The sequence below is a fragment of the Pseudomonas sp. 8209 genome, from assembly GCF_028682105.1.
Classification (GTDB): domain Bacteria; phylum Pseudomonadota; class Gammaproteobacteria; order Pseudomonadales; family Pseudomonadaceae; genus Aquipseudomonas; species Aquipseudomonas palmensis.
This window is the reverse complement of the sequence record NZ_JANIAH010000006.1, coordinates 255,647-277,384: the sequence shown is the minus strand read 5'-3', so window position 1 is coordinate 277,384 and position 21,738 is coordinate 255,647. Positions and strand designations below refer to the sequence as shown.

At 64.7% G+C, this 21,738-nt stretch carries 24 protein-coding genes; 13 read left to right on the top strand and 11 right to left on the bottom strand.

What is annotated here, in order from left to right:
• Positions 1 to 201: 201 nt before the first annotated feature.
• The 9 genes from NP552_RS15305 (at position 202) to NP552_RS15265 (ending at position 5,073) form a co-directional block, all read left to right on the top strand.
• A complete protein-coding gene (locus NP552_RS15305) occupies positions 202 to 627 on the top strand; it encodes a hypothetical protein (RefSeq protein WP_274096882.1) in 426 nt (141 codons plus the stop codon).
• Positions 617 to 829, top strand: coding sequence for a hypothetical protein (locus tag NP552_RS15300; protein WP_078481444.1), 213 nt, complete (start codon positions 617 to 619; stop codon positions 827 to 829). The genes NP552_RS15305 and NP552_RS15300 overlap by 11 nt, the downstream gene beginning before the upstream one ends.
• Complete coding sequence (locus tag NP552_RS15295; protein WP_274096881.1) at positions 829 to 1,155, top strand: hypothetical protein; 327 nt, start codon at positions 829 to 831, stop codon at positions 1,153 to 1,155. Before NP552_RS15300 ends, NP552_RS15295 begins: the two co-directional genes overlap by 1 nt.
• Positions 1,152 to 1,508 (top strand): hypothetical protein, encoded by a 357-nt coding sequence (locus NP552_RS15290; RefSeq protein ID WP_043861556.1) that lies wholly within the window; start codon positions 1,152 to 1,154, stop codon positions 1,506 to 1,508. Before NP552_RS15295 ends, NP552_RS15290 begins: the two co-directional genes overlap by 4 nt.
• On the top strand, positions 1,505 to 2,056 hold the full coding sequence (locus NP552_RS15285) for a hypothetical protein (RefSeq protein ID WP_052504257.1): 552 nt from the start codon (positions 1,505 to 1,507) through the stop codon (positions 2,054 to 2,056). Before NP552_RS15290 ends, NP552_RS15285 begins: the two co-directional genes overlap by 4 nt.
• Complete coding sequence (locus NP552_RS15280) at positions 2,053 to 3,033, top strand: sel1 repeat family protein (RefSeq protein ID WP_274096880.1); 981 nt, start codon at positions 2,053 to 2,055, stop codon at positions 3,031 to 3,033. The genes NP552_RS15285 and NP552_RS15280 overlap by 4 nt, the downstream gene beginning before the upstream one ends.
• Positions 3,024 to 3,725, top strand: a complete 702-nt coding sequence (locus tag NP552_RS15275) for a hypothetical protein (RefSeq protein ID WP_274096879.1) — start codon at positions 3,024 to 3,026, stop codon at positions 3,723 to 3,725. The genes NP552_RS15280 and NP552_RS15275 overlap by 10 nt, the downstream gene beginning before the upstream one ends.
• Positions 3,722 to 4,585 carry a hypothetical protein gene (locus NP552_RS15270; protein WP_088513976.1) on the top strand — a complete coding sequence of 288 codons (864 nt, stop codon included), beginning with the start codon at positions 3,722 to 3,724 and terminating at the stop codon, positions 4,583 to 4,585. The genes NP552_RS15275 and NP552_RS15270 overlap by 4 nt, the downstream gene beginning before the upstream one ends.
• Before the next feature lie 110 nt (positions 4,586 to 4,695).
• The gene (locus tag NP552_RS15265) at positions 4,696 to 5,073 is read left to right on the top strand and encodes a helicase (protein WP_274096878.1); all 378 of its coding nucleotides are present in this window, start codon (positions 4,696 to 4,698) and stop codon (positions 5,071 to 5,073) included.
• A gap of 24 nt (positions 5,074 to 5,097) precedes the next feature.
• Here the strand turns inward: NP552_RS15265 and NP552_RS15260 are convergent, their stop codons facing one another.
• From NP552_RS15260 to exbB, 6 genes are all read right to left on the bottom strand, one after another.
• A complete protein-coding gene (locus NP552_RS15260; protein WP_043861559.1) occupies positions 5,098 to 6,498 on the bottom strand; it encodes an aminoacyl-tRNA deacylase and HDOD domain-containing protein in 1,401 nt (466 codons plus the stop codon).
• Between the two features lie 77 nt (positions 6,499 to 6,575).
• On the bottom strand, positions 6,576 to 8,651 hold the full coding sequence (recG, locus tag NP552_RS15255; RefSeq protein ID WP_043861560.1) for an ATP-dependent DNA helicase RecG: 2,076 nt from the start codon (positions 8,649 to 8,651) through the stop codon (positions 6,576 to 6,578).
• A 9-nt stretch (positions 8,652 to 8,660) separates the two neighbouring features.
• Positions 8,661 to 9,581: a hydrogen peroxide-inducible genes activator gene (locus NP552_RS15250; RefSeq protein ID WP_043861561.1), complete on the bottom strand. Its 921-nt coding sequence runs from the start codon at positions 9,579 to 9,581 to the stop codon at positions 8,661 to 8,663.
• Between the two features lie 94 nt (positions 9,582 to 9,675).
• Positions 9,676 to 10,419: an energy transducer TonB gene (locus tag NP552_RS15245; protein ID WP_043861562.1), complete on the bottom strand. Its 744-nt coding sequence runs from the start codon at positions 10,417 to 10,419 to the stop codon at positions 9,676 to 9,678.
• Positions 10,416 to 10,841, bottom strand: coding sequence for a TonB system transport protein ExbD (gene exbD / locus NP552_RS15240; protein WP_043861563.1), 426 nt, complete (start codon positions 10,839 to 10,841; stop codon positions 10,416 to 10,418). Before exbD ends, NP552_RS15245 begins: the two co-directional genes overlap by 4 nt.
• Positions 10,842 to 10,844: 3 nt before the next feature.
• Positions 10,845 to 11,834: a tonB-system energizer ExbB gene (gene exbB / locus NP552_RS15235; RefSeq protein WP_043861564.1), complete on the bottom strand. Its 990-nt coding sequence runs from the start codon at positions 11,832 to 11,834 to the stop codon at positions 10,845 to 10,847.
• A gap of 196 nt (positions 11,835 to 12,030) precedes the next feature.
• On the opposite strand from exbB, the gene NP552_RS15230 reads away from it, so the two are divergent.
• Complete coding sequence (locus NP552_RS15230) at positions 12,031 to 12,888, top strand: SDR family oxidoreductase (protein ID WP_043861565.1); 858 nt, start codon at positions 12,031 to 12,033, stop codon at positions 12,886 to 12,888.
• A 12-nt stretch (positions 12,889 to 12,900) separates the two neighbouring features.
• On the opposite strand, the gene NP552_RS15225 is transcribed toward NP552_RS15230, so the two are convergent.
• The 5 genes from NP552_RS15225 to NP552_RS15205 form a co-directional block, all read right to left on the bottom strand.
• A complete protein-coding gene (locus tag NP552_RS15225) occupies positions 12,901 to 13,635 on the bottom strand; it encodes a hypothetical protein (RefSeq protein WP_043861566.1) in 735 nt (244 codons plus the stop codon).
• A gap of 57 nt (positions 13,636 to 13,692) precedes the next feature.
• Positions 13,693 to 14,073 (bottom strand): RidA family protein, encoded by a 381-nt coding sequence (locus NP552_RS15220; RefSeq protein WP_043861567.1) that lies wholly within the window; start codon positions 14,071 to 14,073, stop codon positions 13,693 to 13,695.
• Positions 14,074 to 14,096: 23 nt separating this feature from the next.
• Positions 14,097 to 16,205: a bifunctional GTP diphosphokinase/guanosine-3',5'-bis pyrophosphate 3'-pyrophosphohydrolase gene (spoT, locus tag NP552_RS15215; RefSeq protein ID WP_043861568.1), complete on the bottom strand. Its 2,109-nt coding sequence runs from the start codon at positions 16,203 to 16,205 to the stop codon at positions 14,097 to 14,099.
• A 60-nt stretch (positions 16,206 to 16,265) separates the two neighbouring features.
• Entirely contained in the window at positions 16,266 to 16,532 is a 267-nt protein-coding gene (rpoZ, locus tag NP552_RS15210) for a DNA-directed RNA polymerase subunit omega (RefSeq protein ID WP_043861569.1), read from the bottom strand.
• A gap of 253 nt (positions 16,533 to 16,785) precedes the next feature.
• On the bottom strand, positions 16,786 to 17,676 hold the full coding sequence (locus tag NP552_RS15205) for a LysR family transcriptional regulator (protein ID WP_054916676.1): 891 nt from the start codon (positions 17,674 to 17,676) through the stop codon (positions 16,786 to 16,788).
• 243 nt (positions 17,677 to 17,919) lie between these two features.
• Here NP552_RS15205 and NP552_RS15200 point away from each other — a divergent pair, with 243 nt between their 5' ends.
• The 3 genes from NP552_RS15200 to NP552_RS15190 all read left to right on the top strand — a co-directional run bounded on the left by NP552_RS15200 (position 17,920) and on the right by NP552_RS15190 (position 21,733).
• Complete coding sequence (locus NP552_RS15200; RefSeq protein ID WP_043861571.1) at positions 17,920 to 19,302, top strand: glutamine synthetase family protein; 1,383 nt, start codon at positions 17,920 to 17,922, stop codon at positions 19,300 to 19,302.
• A 33-nt stretch (positions 19,303 to 19,335) separates the two neighbouring features.
• The gene (locus NP552_RS15195; RefSeq protein ID WP_054916675.1) at positions 19,336 to 20,106 is read left to right on the top strand and encodes a gamma-glutamyl-gamma-aminobutyrate hydrolase family protein; all 771 of its coding nucleotides are present in this window, start codon (positions 19,336 to 19,338) and stop codon (positions 20,104 to 20,106) included.
• Between the two features lie 106 nt (positions 20,107 to 20,212).
• A complete protein-coding gene (locus tag NP552_RS15190) occupies positions 20,213 to 21,733 on the top strand; it encodes an APC family permease (RefSeq protein WP_274096877.1) in 1,521 nt (506 codons plus the stop codon).
• Positions 21,734 to 21,738 lie beyond the last annotated feature (5 nt).

The following is a 21,738-nucleotide window of genomic DNA, read 5'->3' as shown; positions in this document are numbered from 1 at the left end:
TCTTCGCCGGCAATGCCGGCGCCTGCAGGAGATAATCGCCGTCTGCAGGAGCCGGCGTTGCCGGCGAGGAACCCACCGTGCAGTGCGCTATTGCCGTGCCCCGTGCTTGTGACTAGCATACGCCGCCGCCCACACCCGCGCGGCGGTGTTCCAGGGAGGGAGCGGCATGGGCAACTCATCATTCATCGAATCGTTCGGCTCATGCCTGTGAGCTGTGCGCCCCCCTATCGCTTCTACGTCTGGTTACCCTGGGTATGCCTGGTTTCGCTGCTGTGCCTGGATGTCTACCAGTACGGCCTGCGCGTGGCCGGTTTCGAGCCGTTCCTGCAAATCTACCTGCTGGGCTTCGGCCTGCTTGGTTACCCCCTGTTCGCGCTGTGGGCCAGCCGCCGCCTGCACCTGGCGCCTCGGCACCTGTGGTGGGCGCCGTTGTGGTGCGTCCCTTTCTACGCACTGCCCTGGGTGCTGTATGGCCTGGTCTACCTGCTCACCGGTCGTATCGCCGGGTTGGGCCTGATGCTGATGTGGGTGGCCTTTGTGCCCTACCTGCTGGGCGCCGGCTATTTTTTCGTCACCCTGACCGCGCTGCTGCTGGCGGCGCAAAGGCGCCTGTGCAATGGATCTTGAGCTGAAGAATTACCTGGCAGGTCTCGCCGACAGCAACCTGTTCGGCAGCCTGGCCATCCTGTGCCTGTTCGCCTTGCTGCTGAACCTCGGCGAGCGCCAGCGCAACACGCGCTGGGTTAGGCTGCTGACGTTTGGCTGCCTGTTGTCGGTGGTGCTGCTGCACGGTGTGGGCACCTACTGCATGAATACCCAGGTACCGTGATGAAGGCAGTAATCGGGGTGATACTGGTGGCCGTGCTGGCGCTGGGGGTGGGCACGCCGCTGTTCGGCAACCTGCTGATGCTGCTGATGGACCGCGACAACTTCATCCCCGCCGAATCGTCGCTGCTGAGTTTCGAGCCGTATCAGGTGTCCCAGGGCTCATCGAACTATTGGCTGTACGGCGAGGACGACCGTTACTACTACCACTTCACGCATGAGCCCGCTCACCCCTATCGCTATATCGCCAAGGACAATCACTGCCCGGCGTTCGACCGTGACGATGTGCGCAGCTGGTGCAATGCGCTGCAAGGAACGCCGCCCAAATGAAGCGACAACTGCTGATCAATGTCGCCCTGCATGCACTGGCCATCGTGCTCTACGGGGTGCTCAACGATATTGCCGTGGACTGGTACAAGGGCCACTACGGCGGCTTTACCGCCCGTGGCGTGTCCTCCGGCAGCATTGTGTTCCTGGTGATGTGGGTGTTCGTGCCGCTCAATGTGGTGCTGCCCCTGTTGACCAACTGGAAGCTCAAGTACTGGCTGGTGGCCGCGCAAATCGTGTTGATCCTCTGGTGGCTGTTGCCCGAGCACCCGGTGCGGGCGTATTTCTTCAGTTGCCTGGCGGGCGGCCTCAGCCTGTCGGCGGTGCTGATCTCGCACTGGCTGAGGCGTAAATGAGCAGCCCGACCGTAAAGCAGCAACTGTGGCGCTGGCTGGTGGTGCTGGGCGTGCTGGCGTGGGTGGGCTATCAGATTCACGCGCTGATCGAGGCACCCGGCCAGACCTCGTTCGTCAGCGAGTCGGGGCGCTACCGTTTCCAGAACGTGCCGGCACGCAGTTGGCTGATACCTTTCGGCGGCATGGGCTACATGCGCGTGACCGATCGCGAGCGCCCGGGCGAGGTCTGGCGCACGCCGCTGTACGACCTGCAGTCGCTGGACATGCGCGACTTCGAGGATGAAGCCGAAGTGGGCATCTACTGGATCAATTTCAACAAGCGCGACCGCCATTTCGACATCGCCATGCCGCAATGGGAGCCGCACTGGCTCAACAGCTTCATCGCCAATACCGACTACACCGTGGCCGAAGAACAGGCCCGCTGCCGCAAGCCCGAGCACCTGGTGCGCTACTTCTGGGACCTGTGGCTGTGGCTGGTGTGGGTCAGCGACTACCCCTGCACGCAAACCGAGTACTACATCAACCCGCCCCCGGTGTATCAGCCATGAAGTCGAGTATCCCGATGCTGCTGGCCGGCCTGCTGGCAAGTGCGCTGGCGCAGGCCGCGCCGGTTTGCCCCAGCCGCGACTTCGCGATGTTTTTCAAGGCGTTTGCCGAGGATGCGCAGCTGCAGGCCGACTTTACCGCCCATACCCTGGTCGAGCAGCGCCTCCAGGCCGGGCCCGAGGGGCCGCAACCGGTGGTACGCAAGCTCGAGCCGGCCCTGCGTCCTGATCTTTCGCAGCTGTCGTCGGAGCGGGTGGCGGCCAACAGGCTGATCCGTGAAATCGCGCTGCCCGACCGGGTTTACCTGCGCGACCAGCGCGGCGAGGTGTTGCAGGCATTCATCTTCGAGCAGGCCGACTGCTGGGCGCTGGCGCGGGTCGAGGACTGGTCGCCGAGCGAGGCGCTCAAGAGCGTGAAAACCCGCGATGATGCCGCCCCCGGCGTGCGTGCGCTGCTGCGCGGCGATGCCTACGAGCAACTGGGCCAGGGTGAAATCAAGCCCATCGACAAGCAGCTGTTCATCGCTGCGCTCAACAGCTACCTCGATGCCGTGGACCAGGGCTCTGCCTACGCTGCCTACAGTGCTGCGGCAATCAGCCTGTCGGGCATGGCGCCGCGCCTGAGCAACCAGCGCCTGGAGCAGTTGCTGCGCCTGTCGTCGGCCACTGTCCCTGAAGGGGCACTGATGCTGGCGAGCTTCTATTGCGACGAGGGCCAGTACCGCCCCGACGACAACACCTGCAAACACCCGCAGAAGGCCCTCGACGCCTTGCGTCAGTCCGCCGCGATGGGCTCGGGCAATGCCTTCAACGAGCTGGGCAGCGTGTATGCGCGCGGTGAAATCGTGCCCGCCCAACCGGCACGCTCGCTGGCCTGCTACACCGAGGCGGTGGCGCACGGTGCAGACTGGGCGGACTTCAATGCCCAGGAGATGATCAAACGCGGCGCCCGCGCCGACAAGGACCAGCCATGCCTGTAGCCCAAAACTGGCGCGAATGCCTGCAAGACCCGACGCTGAGCCCGCCCGCGCCCTGGGTCAGCTTTCCCGAGCTCGACCCGCAGGGGCTGGGCAGCCTGCAGGGCGATTTCGAACACTACTGGCGTTACTGCTGGTGGCCGTTCTGGTTGCGCCTGGGCAAGGCCCGCCAGCAGGCCTACCTGCTGCGCCACAACGCACCGCGTGGCTGGGCAGAGTATCTGGCGCACATCGACAACCAGCCTCCGTCGCCCGGGCTGGCGCCACTGCCCGAACACTGGCGTGGCGACAGCCCGGTCACCCACCGCCAGTTGCTGCGCTGGGTGCTGCCGATAGTGGTGCACCTGTTTGCGGTGGTGGCCTACGTGGCGCTCAACGGCACGCTGGTGGGCTGGTACAAGCAGTACGCCGGCGGGCTGACGTCGCGCGGGGTAGCCGTTGGCATAGCGATGTACATGGTGTTCTGGTTCTTTGCCGGCATGAACCTGCTGATCGCCCTGCTGCCACGGGTGTGGGGCAAGGTACAGGCCACGGTGTTCATGGCGGCGATCATCGGCTTCTACCTGTGGCCCGAGCATCCGCTGCGGGCGCTGTTCTACAGCACACTGTCTGCCAGTGTGACCCTGGTGGCCATCGGCGCGAATGCGCAGCTGCACCGCCACTTTCTCAACCTCATCTTCAAGGGTTCGAAATGAAGCGTACCCCTCACGCCGTTGCCTTGGCGTTGTCACTGTCACTGGCAGGCACTGCCCATGCCGCAGTACCTGCCGAAAAAACCATCGAGGGCGCAGGCGGGGCGAAGCTTTCGTTCTCCAAATGGAGCGCCGAGGAGAACGGCTGGCATGCGGTGCAGTGGCAAGGCGCCAATGGCAAGGGCTTCACCTTGTACCCGCACGAGTTTGCGCGGGATGCGATCGATGGCGACGCTTCGGCAGTGTCGCCTGACGGGCGCTTCGTGATGCTCTACCGCCTGCGCCAGTCGGGGCGGCAGTTCACGCCCCCCACGCTGCGCTGCGACATGGTGGCGATGGACACCGGTTGTGTGATGGCCACGCGGCTGGCCCAGTACTGCGTGGGCCGTTGGCAGAACGGCGCCTGGCAGCCGGAGAACAAGCTGCCCTGGGCTACCAAGCTGGAAACCATCAAGCCGGCCAAGGTCGCAGGCCTGCTGCACAGCAGCGAGAACCGCGAGATACCCGCGCGTCACGCCGTACTGGCCGAAGAGGTGTACATGGGCCTGGATTCCTACATGGCCTGCCATGCGCCCCAGGACAACGTGCCCGGCTACAACGACATGGGCTACCTGATCGGCGACGACTGGAACCCCAACCTGATGCTGCGCATCTATCGCGCCATCGAGCCCTTTGCCCAGGGGCGTCGGGCGCTGCAGCTGAACATTGCCGATATTCTCTGGGGCTACGGCAACTCGCGCGAAGCCGGCCCTTACTACGCGCGCTATCGCCAGCAGATGCTGGAGGCCGGCGCGGCGCAGAAGATTCCGTCTCGGGTGCAACTGCGCCTGGATGCGGTACCGGCTGCCGACCCCAACCGGTAGGCCGCACACCCTGACATACAGTCGCCTTCAACAAAGCGAAGACGGCTGTAGCCTTTGGTCGCAAAAAAGCTAAACTGCGCCCCTCAGTCACTTTTCGCCTAGGGGCGCATATGAAGTTTCGTTTTCTGCTCTGGGCCATGGGTTTGCTGATGGCCCGGGCCAGCCGCAACAACCCGGCGTTCCAGCAGCAACTGAAGGACAAGGACCTGGTGTTCCAGTTGCAGACTCTCGACGGCAAGATCGCCCGGCACTTCATCGTCAGCAACCAGCGCATCCGCAGCAAGGGTGGCACCCATGCCGAGCCTGCGTTCGCCATTGCCTTCAAGGATGCCGCCTACGGCTTCGCCACGCTGCAGGCCAAGAACAAGCAGCTGGCGTTCATGCAGGGGATTCAGGACAAGTCGATCCAGATCAAGGGCAACCCGGCCCTGGTGATCTGGTTCCAGGGCCTGATGAAGTACCTGATGCCGCGCAAGAAGAAAGCCTGAGCGCAGCGCCCAGGCTTCAGGTTGTCAGTGCGGGGTGAACTGTGACGCCAGTTCACGCAGCAGCGATTCGGCTTCAAGCACCTTGTGCACCACGTCCTCGGCCTTCTCGCGGCTGATGTTCAGGCGCTCCAGCAACGCGTCGGGGATGCGGTCGTCCGGCCCCGAGCCGATGCCGCGCGCGCGCAGCAGGCGTACCGCCACGCACACCAGGTTGGGGAAGGCGGCATGGTCCCCCGCGTAATGCGGGTCGTGCTGAAAGCGCAGGGCGGTGGCCAGCTCTTCGGGCATGTCCCAGAAGCGCATCAGCCAGGCACCGATCTGCTCGCGGCTGATGCCCAGCAGGTGCTGCTCGACATAGCTGTGGCACAGGTGCGGGTTGACCTCCAGGTGGCGGCAGATCAGCGAGAAATGCGGCGGGAACACATGCGCCAGCAGCAGGTAGCCGAAGTTGTGCAGCAGCCCGGCCAGGTAGGTCAGGCCCGACTCAGGACGCTCGGCGCGGGGCATGGCGCGGGTCAGGCCCTCGATCACGGCGGCGGTGTAGATCGATTGCTGCCAGTAGGGGGTGGTCTGCTGCGGGTGATCCTTGGGCAGGCTCAGGGTCTTGCCCAGGGCCAGGCCCAGCGCCAGGTTGATCACCAGGTCGAAGCCCAGCACCCGCACGATGGCGTCTTCCACCGAGCGGATCTTGCCGGGGGAGGCGTAGTAGGGCGAGGCGGCCCAGCTGACCACCTGCGCGGCCAGCGCCGGATCGGTCTCGACCACACCGGTGATGTCGTCGATGGTGGCGTTGGGGTCGACCCGCAGCTTGATGATCTTCTGTGCGGTCTCGGCCAGCGGCGGGATCTCGATGGTCGATTCCAGGCGCTGCTGGATGCGTCGTGCGGTAAATGCCTGCACCGCCTCGGTGATCTCCTTGCTGTCATCGGCCGGACGGTCGAGGTTGGGGCGGATCTCGCTGAGCATTACACCGAAATGCCCGGCACTGGCCTTGGCCAGCATCTTCCTGAAGTGCTCGCTGTGGATTTCCAGCAGCAGGCCGGGGGTTCCGGAATGAATCAGCAGGGCCGGCTGCTTGAGCAGGCGCTCCTCGTACAGGCACGGTGAGCTGGTCAGCGCCGGAATGGCGGGCAGGATCGTCAGGCCGTGCTTCTTGAGCATCAGTTCGAGCCGCTCGAGCGGCACGGCGGTGAGCTTGCGGCCGGTCAGCTCGGTCAGGTGGCTGAGGTCCAGCAGCTGGTTCTGCGGGAACAGCACCATCAGCGCACCGACCGCGTCGTCGAGCAGCACGGCCTGGACCTTGGCCTCGGGCGCCAGCTGCGGGTGGTCAATGACCTCGCGGTAGGCGATGCCGAGCTTGTCGAGCAGCAGCCGGATAACAGACGGTGTGTGGGGGGTTGCGGTATCCAGGGCAACTTCAGTCATGGTCTGTATCCAGTATTTTTTCAGCGGCCAGTATAGCCGGCTCGATGGGGGCGGCCCGCGTCGACATGGGAGGTACGTCACACCTGGCCATATTGCTGCCCGTGGCGTAACCAGCGGTCGAGCAACGGGCTGACGTGGTCCGGCCAGCGTGCCAGCAGGGCCTGTGCAGCATCGCGCACCGCCGGCAGCAGGTCGGCGTCGCGCATCAGGTCGGCGACCTTGAACTGCAACAGGCCGGTCTGGCGGGTCCCGAGCATTTCGCCCGGGCCACGCAGTTGCAGGTCTTTCTCCGCAATGACAAAGCCGTCATTGGTTTCGCGCATGATCCCCAGGCGTTCACGCCCGATCTGCGACAGTGGCGGATGATACAACAGTACGCAGTGGCTGGCCGCACTGCCGCGTCCGACTCGCCCGCGCAACTGGTGCAGCTGGGCAAGACCAAGGCGTTCGGGGTTCTCGATGATCATCAGGCTGGCGTTGGGTACGTCCACGCCCACCTCGATCACGGTGGTGGCCACCAGCAGTTGCAGGTTGCCCTGCTTGAACTCGGCCATCACCGCAGCCTTCTCGGCCGGCTTCATGCGCCCGTGGATAAGCCCCACGCGCAACTCGCCCAGGGCACTGGTGAGCTCTTCGAATGTGGTTTCGGCGGCCTGGCAGGTCAGCTCTTCGGACTCTTCGATCAGGGTGCATACCCAATAGGCCTGGCGCCCTTCGGCACAGGCGGCGCGCACGCGCTCGACCACTTCGATGCGGCGGCTGTCGGCCACCAGTACGGTGTTGACCGGGGTACGCCCCGGCGGCAGTTCGTCGAGCACCGAGGTGTCGAGGTCGGCATAGGCGCTCATGGCCAGGGTGCGCGGGATCGGCGTGGCAGTCATGATCAGCTGGTGAGGGCACAACTGGCCGCCCACGCCTTTCTGGCGCAGGGCCAGGCGCTGCTGTACGCCAAAGCGGTGCTGTTCGTCGATGATCGCCAGGGCCAGGTTGTGAAACTTCACCTCTTCCTGGAACAGCGCATGGGTACCCACCACCATTGGCGCGCCGGCGGCGATCTGCTCCAGCGCGGCGGTGCGCGCCTTGCCCTTGAGCTTGCCGGCCAGCCAGGCGACTTCGATGCCCAGCGGTTCGAGCCAGCGCTTGAAGGTGACGAAGTGCTGCTCGGCAAGAATCTCGGTGGGGGCCATCAGCGCCACCTGGTAGCCGGCTTCCAGCGCCTGCAGGGCTGCGAGCGCGGCGACCACGGTCTTGCCGGCACCCACATCGCCCTGCACCAGGCGCAGCATCGGCTCGGGCTGGCTGAGATCGTAGGCGATCTCGTTGCCCACGCGCTGCTGTGCGCCGGTTGGAGCGAAGCCCAGGTTGGCCAGGTATTGGGCCGCCAGCCTGCTCGCCCTGGGCAACACCGGGGCCCGCTGGGCGCGCAGGCTCTCGCGCAGGCGCTGCTGCGACAGCTGGTGGGTCAGCAGCTCTTCGAAGGCCAGGCGGTGCTGGGCCCAGTGGTGGCCCACGGCAAGTTCTTCGACATCGGCATCGGCCGGCGGGTGGTGCAGGTAGCGGATAGCATCGGCCAACGGTGCCAGCTGGTAGTCGCGTGCCAGTTCCAGCGGCAGCCAGTCGGGCAGGCTGCGCGGGCCGAGCAGGCCCAGGCTCTGCTGGCACAGCTGGCGCAGGCGCTGCTGGGTGAGGCCTTCGGTGGTCGGGTAGATCGGGGTCAGGGTGGTATCGACCGGGGGCGGCTCGTCGCCGGTCAGGGCGCGGTACTCGGGGTGGTAGATCTCCAGGCCCGAGGCGCCGGGGCGCGCTTCGCCGTAGCAGCGCAGGTGGGTGCCGCGCTTGAGCGCTTCCTTCTGGGCGTTGCTGAAGTGGTAGAAGCGCAGGCTCAGCGAACCTGTGCCATCGCCCAGGCGCACCAGCAGGCTGCGGCGCCTGCCCATGGTCACGTCGGTGCCACTGACCACGCCTTCGATCACTGCATCCTGGCCCGGGCGCAGGGCGCCGATCGGCACCACGCGGGTGCGGTCCTGATAGCGCAGGGGCAGGTGGAACAGCACGTCCTGGATGTTCTCCAGGCCAACCTTGGCCAGCTTCTCGGCCAAGGCTTCGCCAACGCCCTTCAGTGCCGTGACCGACACCTTCGACAACTCGGTCATGCTCGGGCCCTAAGGTGCGGCGGGTGGCTTGGCCACCGAACACAGGCGGATCGAGTCGGCCAGAATCTCGATGGCCTTGGGCCGCGGGAAGCTCGCGCGCCAGGCGATCGCCACGGTGCGAAACGGTGCCGGCGGGCTCAATGGGCGGACTTCGATGATGCCCGGCGCGTAGTGATGGCTGTGCACGGCCGACAGCGGCAGGATCGACACGCCCAGCCCCGAGGCGACCATGTGGCGGATGGTTTCCAGCGAGCTGGACTCCACCGTGGTGTGCTTGGCGCCGTCGTTGCCCTTGGTCAGGGTCGGGCAGGCCTCCAGCACCTGGTCGCGGAAGCAGTGGCCTTCGCCGAGCAACAGCAGGCTCTTGTCGTTGAGCAGGCTGGCGTCGATGGTCTCTTTCTTTGTCCAGGGATGCTCGCTGGGCATCAGCACGTAGAACGGCTCGTCGTACAGCGGCAGCGTCAGCACGTCGGCTTCATTGAACGGCAGGGCGATGATCACCGCATCCAGCTCGCCGTTGCGCAGCTTGTCACGCAGGATATGGGTGAAGTTTTCTTCGATGTACAACGGCATCTGCGGGGCAACCCGGTGCAGTTGCGGAATCAGGTGCGGGAACAGGTACGGGCCGACGGTATAGATGGCCCCGACCTTGAGCGGCGCGGTCAGCTGGTTCTTGCCGGCCTGGGCCAGTTCACGGATGCCCTGGGCCTGCTCCAGTACCTTCTGCGCCTGGGCCACGATGCCTTCGCCGACCGGGGTCAGGCGCACCGCGCTCTTGCTGCGCTCGAAGATCAGCACGCCCAGCTCGTCCTCCAGCTTCTTCACGCCCACCGACAGGGTCGGCTGGCTGACGTGGCAACGCTCGGCCGCGTGGCCGAAGTGCTGTTCCTGAGCGAGGGTGACGATGTAGCGCAATTCTGTGAGGGTCATAACGTGCGTCCATGAAGTTGCGAGCCCAGCATAGCGGCTGCAATCGATAGACGCACGTTATCAGACTTGCGTGCGTGTGACAGAAACAAACAACTCAGCGTTTCTTGTCCAGCGAGTACACGAACGGCGCGACCACTTCGATACTGCCGTTGTTGAGCAGTTCCTGAGGCGGCTTGGGCACGGGTTGAGCCTTGCGGATCATTTCCAGGGTTGCCCGGTCCAGTGCCGCGCTGCCTGAACCACCGGCCAGCGAGTACGACAGGATCTTGCCTTCGGCGTCGACCACGAAGCGCAGCCGGTTGATGCCCTGCAGGCCCCGCCGACGCGCGTCTTCCGGGTAGCGCTTGTACTTGCCAAGGTGACGCAACAGGTCGCTTTGCCAGGTAGGCAGGGCATTGCTGTTGGCGGCGATGCTTGGCGCCGGTGCTGCGGATTTCTGCGCCGGAGCGTTGCTTGGCGGGGAATCCACGGTTTCCTGGTCGACCGGCTTGTCCTGCGGCGGCTCCGGTTTTTTCTCCGGTTTCGGAGGCTGGGGCTTGGCCTTGGGCTTGGGCGGTGGCTTGGGTATCGCGATTTTCGGTTTGGGCGCTTCTGCCACCTTGGGCAGTGGTGGCTCCTCGACCGGCGTCGGCGGCTGTGGCGGGGCCACGACCTTCGGCGGCGGTGGTGGGGCCGGCTCGGGCATCGGCGCCATCTCGATCATCATCGCCGCAGGCGGCAGTTCGATTGCCTGGGGCACCGACCAGTTGAGCATCAGCACCACGGCAACGGCATGCACGGCCAGCACAATCGCCAGGCTGACGCCGTAGCGCGCCAGTTTATGCCGCGTATTGGTCATTTCTTGGCTGCCGTCTCAAGTCCCACCAGGCCGACCTTCAAGTAGCCGGCTGCGCGCAGGGTGTTCATGACTTCCATCAGGTCGCCGTAATCGACGCCCTTGTCAGCCTGGAAGAAGATGGTGGTGTCCTTGTCGCCCTTGGTCTTGGCGTCCAGTACCGCGCCCAGCTGGTCGCGTTGCACCTGATCGTCGCCGACGTACAGGTTCTGGTCGGCCTTGACGCTGAGGAACACCGGCTTCTCCGGCCTGGGCACGGGCTTGGCGGTCGAGGCCGGCAGGTCGACCTTGATGTCGACCGTGGCCAGGGGCGCCGCCACCATGAAGATGATCAGCAGTACCAGCATCACGTCGATGAACGGCGTGACGTTGATTTCGTGGTTCTCGGCGAGATCGTCGCCGCCCTCGTTAAGATGCAGGCCCATGGTTTACCCCACTTTCACCATGTGTGGCGCAGCAGAACGCTCGCCTGGCTGGTGGTCCAGGTCGCGGCTGACCAGCAGCAGTACGTGCGCCGAAGCGTCGGAAACCTGTGCCTTGTAACCGGCGATGGAACGGGCGAAGACGTTGTAGATGACTACTGCGGGGATCGCGGCAACCAGGCCCAGGGCGGTGGCCAGCAGGGCCTCGGCGATACCGGGTGCAACTACCGCGAGGTTGGTGGTCTGGGTCTTGGCGATGCCGATGAAGCTGTTCATGATGCCCCACACGGTACCGAACAGACCGACGAACGGAGCGGTGGAGCCGATGGTGGCAAGCACGCCGGTACCGCTGCTCATGTTGCGACCGCTGGCCGCGACCAGGCGCTCGAGGCGGAAGCTCACGCGCTCCTTGATGCCTTCTTTTTCACGGGCATTGGCCGACAGGTGCATTTCCTCGAGCGCATCGTGCACCAGCAGGTGTGCCAGGGTGCCGGGCTTGTCGGCGGTTTCGCTGGCGTCCTTGATGCTGGTGGCCTTCTTCAGCAGGGCGATTTCAGAACGCAGGCGGCGCTTGGCGCCCATCAGTTCGAAGCCCTTGGCAATCCAGATGGTCCAGGTGATCAGCGAGGCGATGGCCAGGCCGATCATCACGATCTTCACCACGATGTCGGCGTTCTGGTACATGCCCCATGGCGACAGGTCGTGGGCCATGCCCAGGCTGGTGTCTTCGACCAGCGCTTGGGTGGCGTCGTCGGCCTGGCCTTCGACAGGGGCAGCGCCCGGCGCGGCGGCGGCATCCGCAGGCTCGGCGCCCGGGGCAGCAGGTGCGGCCGGGGTAGCATCGGCAGGGGCAACGGCGGCGGCCGGTGTGGCGTTCTGTGCGGCGGGCTCATCGGCCATGGCGGCGGGGGCCAGTACCAGGCTGAACATCAGCGCGGCAATGGCGCGCCAGGCGCGCGACAGGGTTGGCGAAGCGGAAGGTTGAATACGTGTCATGCTGGCCGGACCTGATGAAGAAGAAATGGGTGGTTGTCCTTCCAGGCCTCGAGTCGGGCCGAGAACAAAATTTGGGCGGCCATTATTGCAAGTAATTCTTGTTAACAGAAGATACACAGTATCTTTTTTTGCATATTAACTAGCCGCCTATCGATTTCCACAGATAGGCTGTGGCTTTGTCTGACGGAGTGTGCGGATGTCTTCGCCTTCAGTTCTGATCGTCGGTTGCGGCGATGTGGGTGGCCGTCTGGCCCAGCAATTGCTGGGCCTTGGCTGGTCGGTAAGCGGTTTGCGCAGAAATGTGGCGGCCTTGCCCGCGGGGGTTGCCGGCATCGCGGCAGACCTGGAAAACCCGCAGTGCCCGACCGATTGGCCTTTGGTCGCACCCGACTACCTGGTGTACTGCGTGGCCGCCAGCCAGCATGACGAGGCGGGCTATCAGGCGGCTTATGTACAGGGCCTCAAGCATGTACTGGGCTGGCTGGCCGAGCGTGGCCAGCGACCGCAGCGCCTGCTGTTCGTGTCCAGCAGCAGTGTGTTCGCCCAGCAGGACGGCGAGTGGATCGATGAAACCGCCGCCACCTTGCCGTCAGGTTACTCGGGGCAGGTCATGCTCCAGGCCGAACAGCTGGCACTGGCCAGCGGCATCCCGGCCAGCATCGTGCGCCTGACCGGTATCTACGGGCCGGGCCGCGAATGGCTGCTCAGCCAGGTGCGCCAGGGGTATCGGGTGACCGAAGAGCCGCCGCTGTACGGCAACCGCATCCATGCCGAGGACGCGGCAGGGCTGCTGGCCTTCCTGCTCAAGGCCGATGCGGCGGGGCGTGCGCTGGAGGACTGCTACATCGGGGTGGACGATGCACCGGCGCCATTGGCCGACGTGGTGGCCTGGTTGCGCGAGTACATGGGCGTCACGCATTGGTCGGAGCAGCAGCGTGTGCGGCGCACCGGCAGCAAGCGCTGCAGCAATGCGCGTGCCCGGGCACTGGGCTGGGTGCCACAGTACCCGAGCTACAAGGAAGGCTACGCGGCGATTCTGGCGGCGCAACCCTGAGGGCTCACCCGATCAGTCGCGCTCGAGCAGCCATTGCCGGGCGCCGGGATACAGCTGCGGCATCTCGTCTGGCTGGGCGCTGTTGAGGGCACGCAGGATTTCCAGCGTCTTGCCATCACGCTTGAAGATCCACGGGTTGCCCTGCTGGTTGCGCTCCAGCCACAGGCTGTCGTACTCGCCGCTCATGCTGGCGCAGTCGCCGGCCAGGCACAGTGCGTAGCGGTCCAGATTGGGCAGGCCCTCGACACTGCCCGTGTCGCCGAAGCGCACGACATTGCCCTGACCAGGGCCCTCGATCACCTTCCAGTCACCCTTCAGGTAGGCGCCGTACAGCGCCTGCTCGAAGGTGGTCCCGGTGCGGGCTTCCATTGGGGCGGGAGAGCTGGCCTTCTGGAAGCTGTGCTGCGGCGCCATCGGGGTGGCGTGCTGCACCAGTTCGTCGCCATCCAGGCTCAGCGTCTGTATCTCATTCCCCGGGAATACCACGTCCCGCTGTTTTTCGCCGGCCTTGAGCTGGCCTTCGACGATCTCGAAACCGTTGGTGTAGCTGGCCTGTTCGGCCGCGACGTTGACCTTCCATTCCAGGTTGCCGCCGCTGTCCTGCAGCGCCTTGCGCAGGCTCACGCCTTTGGCGGCAGCATCGATGGCCTGCTGGTTGATCCAGATGCCGTTGTAGTCTTCGGGTTTGTGGCTGGCGCAGCCGCTCAACAGTGCGGCGGCCAGAGCCAGGGCAAGCGCGTGGCGCATGGCGGGGTCCTTCCAGAACAGTGCGGCGGCGAGCCGGCCGGCCCGCCGCGCGAGGTATTACTCGAGGACCAGGATCGCGTCCATTTCAACCTGCGAGCCGCGTGGCAGCGCAGCGACGCCGATGGCGGCGCGGGCAGGGTAGGGCTGTTCGAAGTAGCGGCCCATGACCTCGTTGACCTTGGCGAAGTGGCTCAGGTCGGTCAGGAAGATGTTCAGCTTGACGATGTCCTTGAACGAGCCGCCGGCAGCTTCGGCCACGGCTTTGAGGTTTTCGAACACCTGTACGGTCTGGGCTTCGAAGCCTTCGACCAGCTCCATGGTTTTCGGGTCCAGCGGGATCTGGCCCGACATGTACACGGTATTGCCGGCCTTGATCGCCTGGGAGTAGGTGCCGATGGCCGCTGGGGCCTTGTCGCTGGTGATGACGGTCTTGGTCATGGTGACTCCTTGCAGGGGGAGGGCTACGTGCGCATGCGGGTGATGCGAATCACCCCGGTCAGGGCACGCAGTTTCTTGATCACGCGGGCCAGGTGCACACGGTCGTGCACGCTGACCACCAGCTGGACCACGCTGATGCGGCCATCACGTTCGTCCATGCTGATCTTCTCGATGTTGCCGTCGGCGGCGTTGACGCTGCTGGCCAGCAGGGCAATCAGGCCGCGCTGGTGTTCCAGCTCGACGCGCAGCTCGACATTGAATTCGCCGGTGACATCCTTGGCCCAGGACAGCTGGATGCATTTTTCCGGGTTGTGGCGAATTTCGCTGATGTTGCGGCAGTTCTCCAGGTGCACCACCATGCCCTTGCCCGCCGACAGGTGCCCGACGATCGGGTCGCCCGGAATCGGCGTGCAGCACTTGGCGTAGCTGAGCACCAGGCCCTCGGTGCCGCGAATGGCCAGAGGACCCTCGGGGTTGGGCAACTGCTCGCCTTCGCTGGAGAGCAGGCGGCGGGCCACTACGTAGGCCATGCGGTTGCCCAGGCCGATATCTTCGAGCAGGTCTTCGATCACTTCGAGGCGATACTCGGCCAGCATGGCCTGGATGCGCTCCTGGGGGATCTTGTCCAGCGCGCTGTCGAAACCGTTGAGCACCTTGTTGAGCAGGCGCTCGCCCAGGTTGATCGATTCGGAGCGGCGCTGCAGCTTCAGGGCATGGCGGATATGGGTGCGCGCCTTGCCGGTGACCACGAAGTTCAGCCAGGCCGGGTTCGGTCGTGCGCCCGGGGCGCTGACGATCTCGACCGTCGAGCCGCTCTGCAGCGGTTCGGACAGCGGTGCCAGGCGGCGGTTGATGCGGCACGCGATGCAGCTGTTGCCGACGTCGGTATGCACCGCGTAGGCAAAGTCGACCGCCGTGGAGCCCTTTGGCAGCTCCATGATGCGGCCTTTGGGCGTGAACACGTAGACCTCGTCCGGGAACAGGTCGATCTTCACGCTTTCGATGAATTCGAGCGAGTTGCCCGCGCGCTGCTGCATTTCCAGCACGCCCTTGACCCACTGGCGCGCCCGGGCATGGGTGCCCTTGGGCTGCTCGTCGTCACTGGACTTGTACAGCCAGTGCGCCGCGATGCCGTTGTTGGCCATCTCTTCCATCTCTCGGGTGCGGATCTGGATCTCGATGGGCACACCGTGCATGCCGAACAGGGTGGTATGCAGCGACTGGTAGCCGTTGGCCTTGGGGATCGCGATGTAGTCCTTGAAGCGCCCCGGCAGCGGCTTGTACAGGTTGTGCACGGCGCCGAGCACGCGATAGCAGGTGTCGACCTTGTCGACCACGATGCGGAAGGCGTACACGTCCATGATCTCGTTGAAGGCGCGGCGCTTGCCGCGCATCTTCTTGTAGATGCCGTAGATGTGCTTCTGCCGCCCGCTGACCTCGCCTTCGATACCGTCCACGGCCAGGCAGTGGCTGAGCGATTCCTCGATCTTGTTGACCAGCTCCTTGCGGTTGCCGCGGGCACGCTTGACTGCCTGGTAGATACGCGCCGAGCGCATCGGGTACATGGCCTTGAAGCCCAGGTCCTCGAACTCCACGCGCACAGTGTGCATGCCCAGGCGGTTGGCGATGGGGGCGTAGATCTCGAGGGTTTCCTTGGCGATGCGCCGGCGTTTTTCGCCCGACAGCACTTCCAGGGTGCGCATGTTGTGCAGGCGGTCGGCCAGCTTGACCAGGATCACGCGAATGTCGCGGGCCATGGCCATGGCCATCTTCTGGAAGTTTTCGGCCTGGGCTTCGGCCTTGGTCTCGAAGTTCATCTGGGTCAGCTTGCTGACGCCATCGACCAGTTCGGCGACGGTTTCGCCGAATTGGGAACTGAGGGCTTCCTTGGCGATGCCGGTGTCTTCGATCACGTCATGCAGCATGGCGGCCATCAGGCTCTGATGGTCCATGTGCATGTCGGCAAGAATGCTTGCCACCGCCAGCGGGTGCGTGACGTATGGCTCGCCGCTGCGACGGCGCTGGCCGTCGTGGGCTTGTTCGGCGTAGAAATACGCCCGGCGTACCAGGTTGACCTGGTCGGCGCCGAGGTAGGTCGAGAGGCGATCGGCGAGGGCGTCTATGCTCGGCACGATGTTAGCTCCTGCCGAGAAAGTGGGCCCTGCGCCGTACAACGTCGACCAGGCATGGACTTAGACGGCCTCGTTGGCCTCGTCCTCACCGAATGCAGCGAAGACCGGGTCTTCGTGGACGATGTCCTGTTCGGCCATGAATTCTGGGGTGCAGATGCCTTCGGCGATTTCGCGCAGGGCGACGACGGTCGGCTTGTCGTTTTCCCACGCCACTTTCGGCTCTTTGCCGCCGGTGGCCAGTTGGCGGGCACGCTTGGTAGACAGCATGACCAGCTCAAAGCGGTTATCCACGTGTTCTAGACAATCTTCAACGGTTACGCGGGCCATGGTCTTCCTCAGTAGCAAATGCGGTGTTCAGCCCGAATGGGCGAGCGGACTCGATAGTTTAAAAAATCACCAGCCTTTAGGGAAGCGCTGATTTCACGTCGAGACCTGTGTAAGCCGACAATAACCAGTTGTGAGGCTCTAGCACAACTGTCTTGTGGGGGTGGATTCAAATGCTTGGCCGGCAAGGTCGGCGCCTGCAGAACTGCGCACCTGCCCCGTGGGAGCCGGCCTTGCCGGCGAAGGGGCCCGAAAGTCAGGCCTGGCCCTCCTGGCGCCCCAGCATCCCGCGCAAACGCGGGGTCAATTCGTCGAACAGGGTCTGCACCGAACGCAGCGCACGGCAATCGGGGCGGGTCAGCAGCCACAGTTCGGTATTGCACCCGGGCAGGGCACCGCTCAACTGTTCCACCCCCGGCAAGGTATCGGCCATGTAGTCGGGCAGGGCAGCCACCCCCAGCCCGGCCGCCACCAGCTGTGCAATCGCCGCGATTCCGCTGCAGCGATAGCGCGGCATCACCCCCGGCAACTGCTGGCTGCGCCACACCACTGTGGCGTGGTCCTGCATGGAGTCGTCGGGGGCAATCCAGGGCACGCTGGCCGGGGCCTCGGCCAGCCGCTCGCGGTACTCCTCGCGCCCGCACACCACATACGAGGCCGCCCCCAGGCAGCGCCCCACAAGGTGCTCGGGTGGCGAATTGGTCAGGCGCAGCGCCAGGTCGGCGTCGCGCCGGCTGAGGTTGGCGAAGGTGTTGGAGGTCGCCAGTTCCAGTGACAGGGCCGGGTATGCCGGCATGAAGTCGGCCAGGGCGGGTAGTAGCAGGCTGTGCAGCACCGCATCGGTACAGGTCAGGCGCACCGTGCCGCTGACCACCTGTTCGCCGTGCTCCAGCGCCACCCGCGCCGCATCCAGCGCCTGCTCGGCGCGTTCGGCCTGCTCGGCCAGGGCCTGGGCGGTGCCGGTGGGGATGTAGCCCTTGCGGCTCTTCACGAACAGCGCGGTGCCCAGTGCGGCCTCCATGCGCCGGATCGAGCGGAACACCGTCGACACATCGACCCGCAGCAGGTCTGCAGCCTTGGCCAGGGAGCGTCCGCGTACCAGCGCGAGCACCAGGGAAAGGTCGGCGTGACTGATCTGATATTGCATGGGTGCACTCTTTGCTTGCCTAAATGCCAATGTCTGTTGCGTGGGGGCCATTCTATAGTGAGGCGGCAGTCGTGAATCAACCCGCGACGTTGTCAGAACCTGGAACGACCGTGCAATGCCGCGGCGTTCGGCATTCCCCACGATGGGAACCTTAAAAAGAACAAATGAAACCATCGCCGCTCCCGATAGCGCAGTAACACCTCCTCCATTGCCGCCCGATAAAAAATCAAAGGATGCCTAGCCATGACGTCGGTCTCCCCGTGCGCCATCCCTCTCGACGAGATGGGTGAATTTCTCAAGGCCCACCCTGAGGTGCAATTTGTCGATCTGCTGATTGCAGACATGAACGGCGTGGTGCGTGGCAAGCGCATCGAGCGTGCGAGCCTGGTCAAGGTCTACGAAAAAGGCATCAACCTGCCGGCTTCGCTGTTCGCCCTGGACATCAACGGTTCCACCGTCGAAAGCACCGGCCTGGGCCTGGACATCGGCGACGCCGACCGTATCTGCTACCCGATCCCCGGCACCCTGAGCTTCGAGCCCTGGCAGAAGCGCCCCACCGCGCAGCTGCTGATGACCATGCATGAACTGGACGGCACGCCATTCTTCGCCGACCCGCGCGAAGTGCTGCGCGGCGTGGTGGAGAAGTTCGACGCGCTGGGCCTGGATATCTGCGCCGCGTTCGAGCTGGAGTTCTACCTGATCGACCAGGACAACCTGAACGGTCGCCCGCAGCCGCCGCGCTCGCCGATCTCCGGCAAACGCCCGCAATCGACCCAGGTTTACCTGATCGATGACCTGGACGAGTATGTCGACTGCCTGCAGGACATGCTCGAAGCGGCCAAGGAGCAAGGTATCCCGGCCGATGCCATCGTCAAGGAAAGCGCCCCGGCGCAGTTCGAGGTCAACCTGCACCACGTGGCTGACGCGATGAAGGCCTGCGACTACGCAGTGCTGCTCAAGCGCCTGATCAAGAACATCGCCTACGACCATGAGATGGACTCCACCTTCATGGCCAAGCCGTACCCTGGCCAGGCGGGCAACGGCCTGCACGTGCACATCTCGCTGCTGGACAAGAAGACCGGCAAGAACATCTTCGCAACCGACGACCCCGAAAACAGCGAAACCCTGCGCCACGCCATCGGCGGCGTGCTCGAAACCATGCCGGCATCGATGGCCTTCCTGTGCCCCAACGTGAACTCCTACCGCCGTTTCGGCGCGCAGTTCTACGTGCCCAATGCCCCGAGCTGGGGCCTGGACAACCGTACCGTGGCCGTGCGCGTGCCTACCGGCAGCAGCGATGCCGTACGTATCGAGCACCGCGTGGCCGGCGCCGATGCCAACCCGTACCTGATGATGGCTTCGATCCTGGCCGGCATTCACCACGGCCTGACCAACAAGGTCGACCCGGGCGAGCCGGTCGAGGGCAACTCCTACGAGCAACTGGAGCAGAGCCTGCCGAACAACCTGCGCGATGCGCTGCGCGAGCTCGATGACAGCGAGGTGCTGAACCAGTACATCAGCCCCGACTACATCGACATCTTCGTGGCCTGCAAGGAAAGCGAGATGGCGGAGTTCGAAGTGTCGATCTCCGACCTCGAATACAACTGGTACCTGCATACGGTGTGATGGCTGGATAAAGCTGCAACGGAGGCTTAACCGATGAACGAGCGCGCAGGGCGGCTGCCCCTGATTGGTGTGAGTGCTTGCCGCCAGCAACTGGGCAAGAACTCGTCGCATACCGTGGGCGACAAGTATGTCGAGGCGGCCGGTTTTGCCGGATTGCCGCTGATTCTCCCGGCCCGGGACGTCGCAAGCGACCCGAACCTTGTGCTGGAGCATCTGGATGGCATTCTTTTTACCGGTTCGCCTTCTAATGTCGAGCCGCATCATTACAATGGCGCCCCCAGCGTGGAAGGCACCCGCCACGACGTGTTTCGTGACCGGCTGACCCTGCCGCTGCTGCAGGCCGCGATTGCCAGGGGTGTGCCGGTGTTCTGCGTGTGCCGGGGCTTCCAGGAACTCAACGTCAGCCTGGGCGGCACCTTGCACCAGCGTGTGCAGGAGCTGCCAGGCTACCTGGACCATCGCGAGTCGCAGGATGCGCCGCTGGAAGAGCAATACAGCCCCCGCCACCTGGTGACATGCCAGCCCGGGGGGAAATTCGAGCAGATGGGGCTGCCTGCCCGCTTCATGGTCAACTCGCTGCACAGCCAGGGCATCGATCGCCTGGCCGCCGGCCTGCGCGCCGAAGCCCTAGCTCCCGATGGACTGATCGAAGCCGTGTCCATGGATGACGCCCCAGGCTTTGTGGTCGGTGTGCAATGGCACCCGGAATACCGCTTTGCCGAAAACCCGGTGTCGCTGCGCCTGTTCGAGGCGTTTCGCGAAGCCTGCATCGCCCATGCGCTGCGCCGGGAGAAGGCCCTATGAGGTCACCCGGCTGAGCCGGCGATGCACTGCAACAAGTTTCATTGAGTGATAGCGGGCACCCCACGGGGGGCCCGGAAAATAATACCAATAGTGACGGCAACTACTCATGAGCGAACACAAAGCAGGCCTGTCCCCAGGTGTGGGCGGGCAATCCAAAGGGCTGGCCAAGGGCCGGCTCGGACTGCTGGCCAGCATCGTGCTGGGCATTTCCACTATTGCGCCGGTGTATACCCTCACCGGCGCCCTCGGCCCGACCGTACGCGAAGTCGGCGCCCACCTGCCGGCGGTGTTCATCGTCGGTTTCCTGCCCATGTTGCTGGTGGCGCTGGGTTATCGCGAGCTGAATGCCGCCGAACCCGACAGCGGCACCTCGTTCACCTGGTCGGTACGTGCCTTCGGCCCGATGATCGGCTGGATCGGTGGCTGGGGGTTGGTCACCGCCACCACCATCGTGTTGTCGAACCTCGCCGGTGTGGCGGTGGACTTCTTCTATCTGTTCCTCGGGCAGATCACCGGCAAACACGAGGTGGCGGCGCTGGCCGACAACCTGCTGGTCAATGTGACCACCTGTTGCGTGTTCATCGCCATGGCCGTGTGGATCTGCTGTCGCGGCATCGCCACCACCATGACCGTGCAGTACGGCCTGGTGGCGCTGCAACTGATCGTGCTGCTGGGTTTTGCCATGGCCGCATTCGGCGGGTCGTCGGAGGCGCCGCCGCTGACCTTCGAGATGGACTGGTTCAACCCGTTCGGGGTGGAGTCGTTCTCGGCCTTCACCGCCGGCCTGTCGCTGTCGATCTTCATCTTCTGGGGCTGGGACGTGTGCCTGAGCATCAGCGAAGAATCGGTGGGCAGCGATGACGTACCGGGCAAGGCAGCGACCCTGACCGTGCTGCTGATTCTGGGCCTGTACCTGGTGACCGCAATTGCCACCCTGCAGTTTGCCGGCATCAGCGATATCGGCCTGGGCCTGGGCAACCCGCGTATCCAGGAAAACGTCTTCGCCCACCTGGCCGGCCCGGTGATGGGGCCGCTGGCGATCCTGATGTCGATCGCGGTACTGGCCAGCACCGCGGCCTCGTTGCAGTCGACCTTCGTTTCGCCGGCGCGCACGCTGCTGGCGATGGGGTACTACGGCGCAGTGCCGGAGCGCTTCGCGAGCGTCTGCCCGCGTTCGAAAACCCCGCGTTATGCCACCATCTGTGCCGGCGTGGCCGCAGGCGTGTTCTACGTGACCATGCGTACCCTGAGCGAGAACGTGCTGGCCGACACCATCACTGCCCTGGGCATGATGATCTGCTTCTACTACTCGCTGACCGCGTTCGCCTGCGTGTGGTACTTCCGCCACAGCCTCACCGACAGCCTGCGTCACTTCCTGATGCGCGGCCTGTGCCCGTTGCTGGGCGGCGGCATTCTTTCGGTGATTTTCCTGCAGACAGCCTATGACAGTGCTTCGCCGTCGTTCGGCAGCGGTTCGCATGTAGGGGGGTTGGGGCTGGTGTTCGTGATCGCGATGATTATCACCCTGCTGGGCCTGGTGCTGATGATGCTGTCGCGCCTGCGTGCGCCGGCGTTCTTCCTGGGCATGACCCTGCGCCGTCACGCAACGGTGCCCGGCCGCGGTTAAGCGGC

What these genes read in the sequence shown, in the direction of transcription:
- NP552_RS15305 (WP_274096882.1), top strand. Translation starts at nt 202, where the DNA reads ATGCCTGTGAGCTGTGCGCCCCCCTATCGCTTCTACGTCTGGTTACCC.
- NP552_RS15300 (WP_078481444.1), top strand. Translation starts at nt 617, where the DNA reads ATGGATCTTGAGCTGAAGAATTACCTGGCAGGTCTCGCCGACAGCAAC.
- NP552_RS15295 (WP_274096881.1), top strand. Translation starts at nt 829, where the DNA reads ATGAAGGCAGTAATCGGGGTGATACTGGTGGCCGTGCTGGCGCTGGGG.
- NP552_RS15290 (WP_043861556.1), top strand. Translation starts at nt 1,152, where the DNA reads ATGAAGCGACAACTGCTGATCAATGTCGCCCTGCATGCACTGGCCATC.
- NP552_RS15285 (WP_052504257.1), top strand. Translation starts at nt 1,505, where the DNA reads ATGAGCAGCCCGACCGTAAAGCAGCAACTGTGGCGCTGGCTGGTGGTG.
- NP552_RS15280 (WP_274096880.1), top strand. Translation starts at nt 2,053, where the DNA reads ATGAAGTCGAGTATCCCGATGCTGCTGGCCGGCCTGCTGGCAAGTGCG.
- NP552_RS15275 (WP_274096879.1), top strand. Translation starts at nt 3,024, where the DNA reads ATGCCTGTAGCCCAAAACTGGCGCGAATGCCTGCAAGACCCGACGCTG.
- NP552_RS15270 (WP_088513976.1), top strand. Translation starts at nt 3,722, where the DNA reads ATGAAGCGTACCCCTCACGCCGTTGCCTTGGCGTTGTCACTGTCACTG.
- NP552_RS15265 (WP_274096878.1), top strand. Translation starts at nt 4,696, where the DNA reads ATGAAGTTTCGTTTTCTGCTCTGGGCCATGGGTTTGCTGATGGCCCGG.
- NP552_RS15260 (WP_043861559.1), bottom strand. Translation starts at nt 6,498, where the DNA reads ATGACTGAAGTTGCCCTGGATACCGCAACCCCCCACACACCGTCTGTT.
- recG (WP_043861560.1), bottom strand. Translation starts at nt 8,651, where the DNA reads ATGACCGAGTTGTCGAAGGTGTCGGTCACGGCACTGAAGGGCGTTGGC.
- NP552_RS15250 (WP_043861561.1), bottom strand. Translation starts at nt 9,581, where the DNA reads ATGACCCTCACAGAATTGCGCTACATCGTCACCCTCGCTCAGGAACAG.
- NP552_RS15245 (WP_043861562.1), bottom strand. Translation starts at nt 10,419, where the DNA reads ATGACCAATACGCGGCATAAACTGGCGCGCTACGGCGTCAGCCTGGCG.
- exbD (WP_043861563.1), bottom strand. Translation starts at nt 10,841, where the DNA reads ATGGGCCTGCATCTTAACGAGGGCGGCGACGATCTCGCCGAGAACCAC.
- exbB (WP_043861564.1), bottom strand. Translation starts at nt 11,834, where the DNA reads ATGACACGTATTCAACCTTCCGCTTCGCCAACCCTGTCGCGCGCCTGG.
- NP552_RS15230 (WP_043861565.1), top strand. Translation starts at nt 12,031, where the DNA reads ATGTCTTCGCCTTCAGTTCTGATCGTCGGTTGCGGCGATGTGGGTGGC.
- NP552_RS15225 (WP_043861566.1), bottom strand. Translation starts at nt 13,635, where the DNA reads ATGCGCCACGCGCTTGCCCTGGCTCTGGCCGCCGCACTGTTGAGCGGC.
- NP552_RS15220 (WP_043861567.1), bottom strand. Translation starts at nt 14,073, where the DNA reads ATGACCAAGACCGTCATCACCAGCGACAAGGCCCCAGCGGCCATCGGC.
- rpoZ (WP_043861569.1), bottom strand. Translation starts at nt 16,532, where the DNA reads ATGGCCCGCGTAACCGTTGAAGATTGTCTAGAACACGTGGATAACCGC.
- NP552_RS15205 (WP_054916676.1), bottom strand. Translation starts at nt 17,676, where the DNA reads ATGCAATATCAGATCAGTCACGCCGACCTTTCCCTGGTGCTCGCGCTG.
- NP552_RS15200 (WP_043861571.1), top strand. Translation starts at nt 17,920, where the DNA reads ATGACGTCGGTCTCCCCGTGCGCCATCCCTCTCGACGAGATGGGTGAA.
- NP552_RS15195 (WP_054916675.1), top strand. Translation starts at nt 19,336, where the DNA reads ATGAACGAGCGCGCAGGGCGGCTGCCCCTGATTGGTGTGAGTGCTTGC.
- NP552_RS15190 (WP_274096877.1), top strand. Translation starts at nt 20,213, where the DNA reads ATGAGCGAACACAAAGCAGGCCTGTCCCCAGGTGTGGGCGGGCAATCC.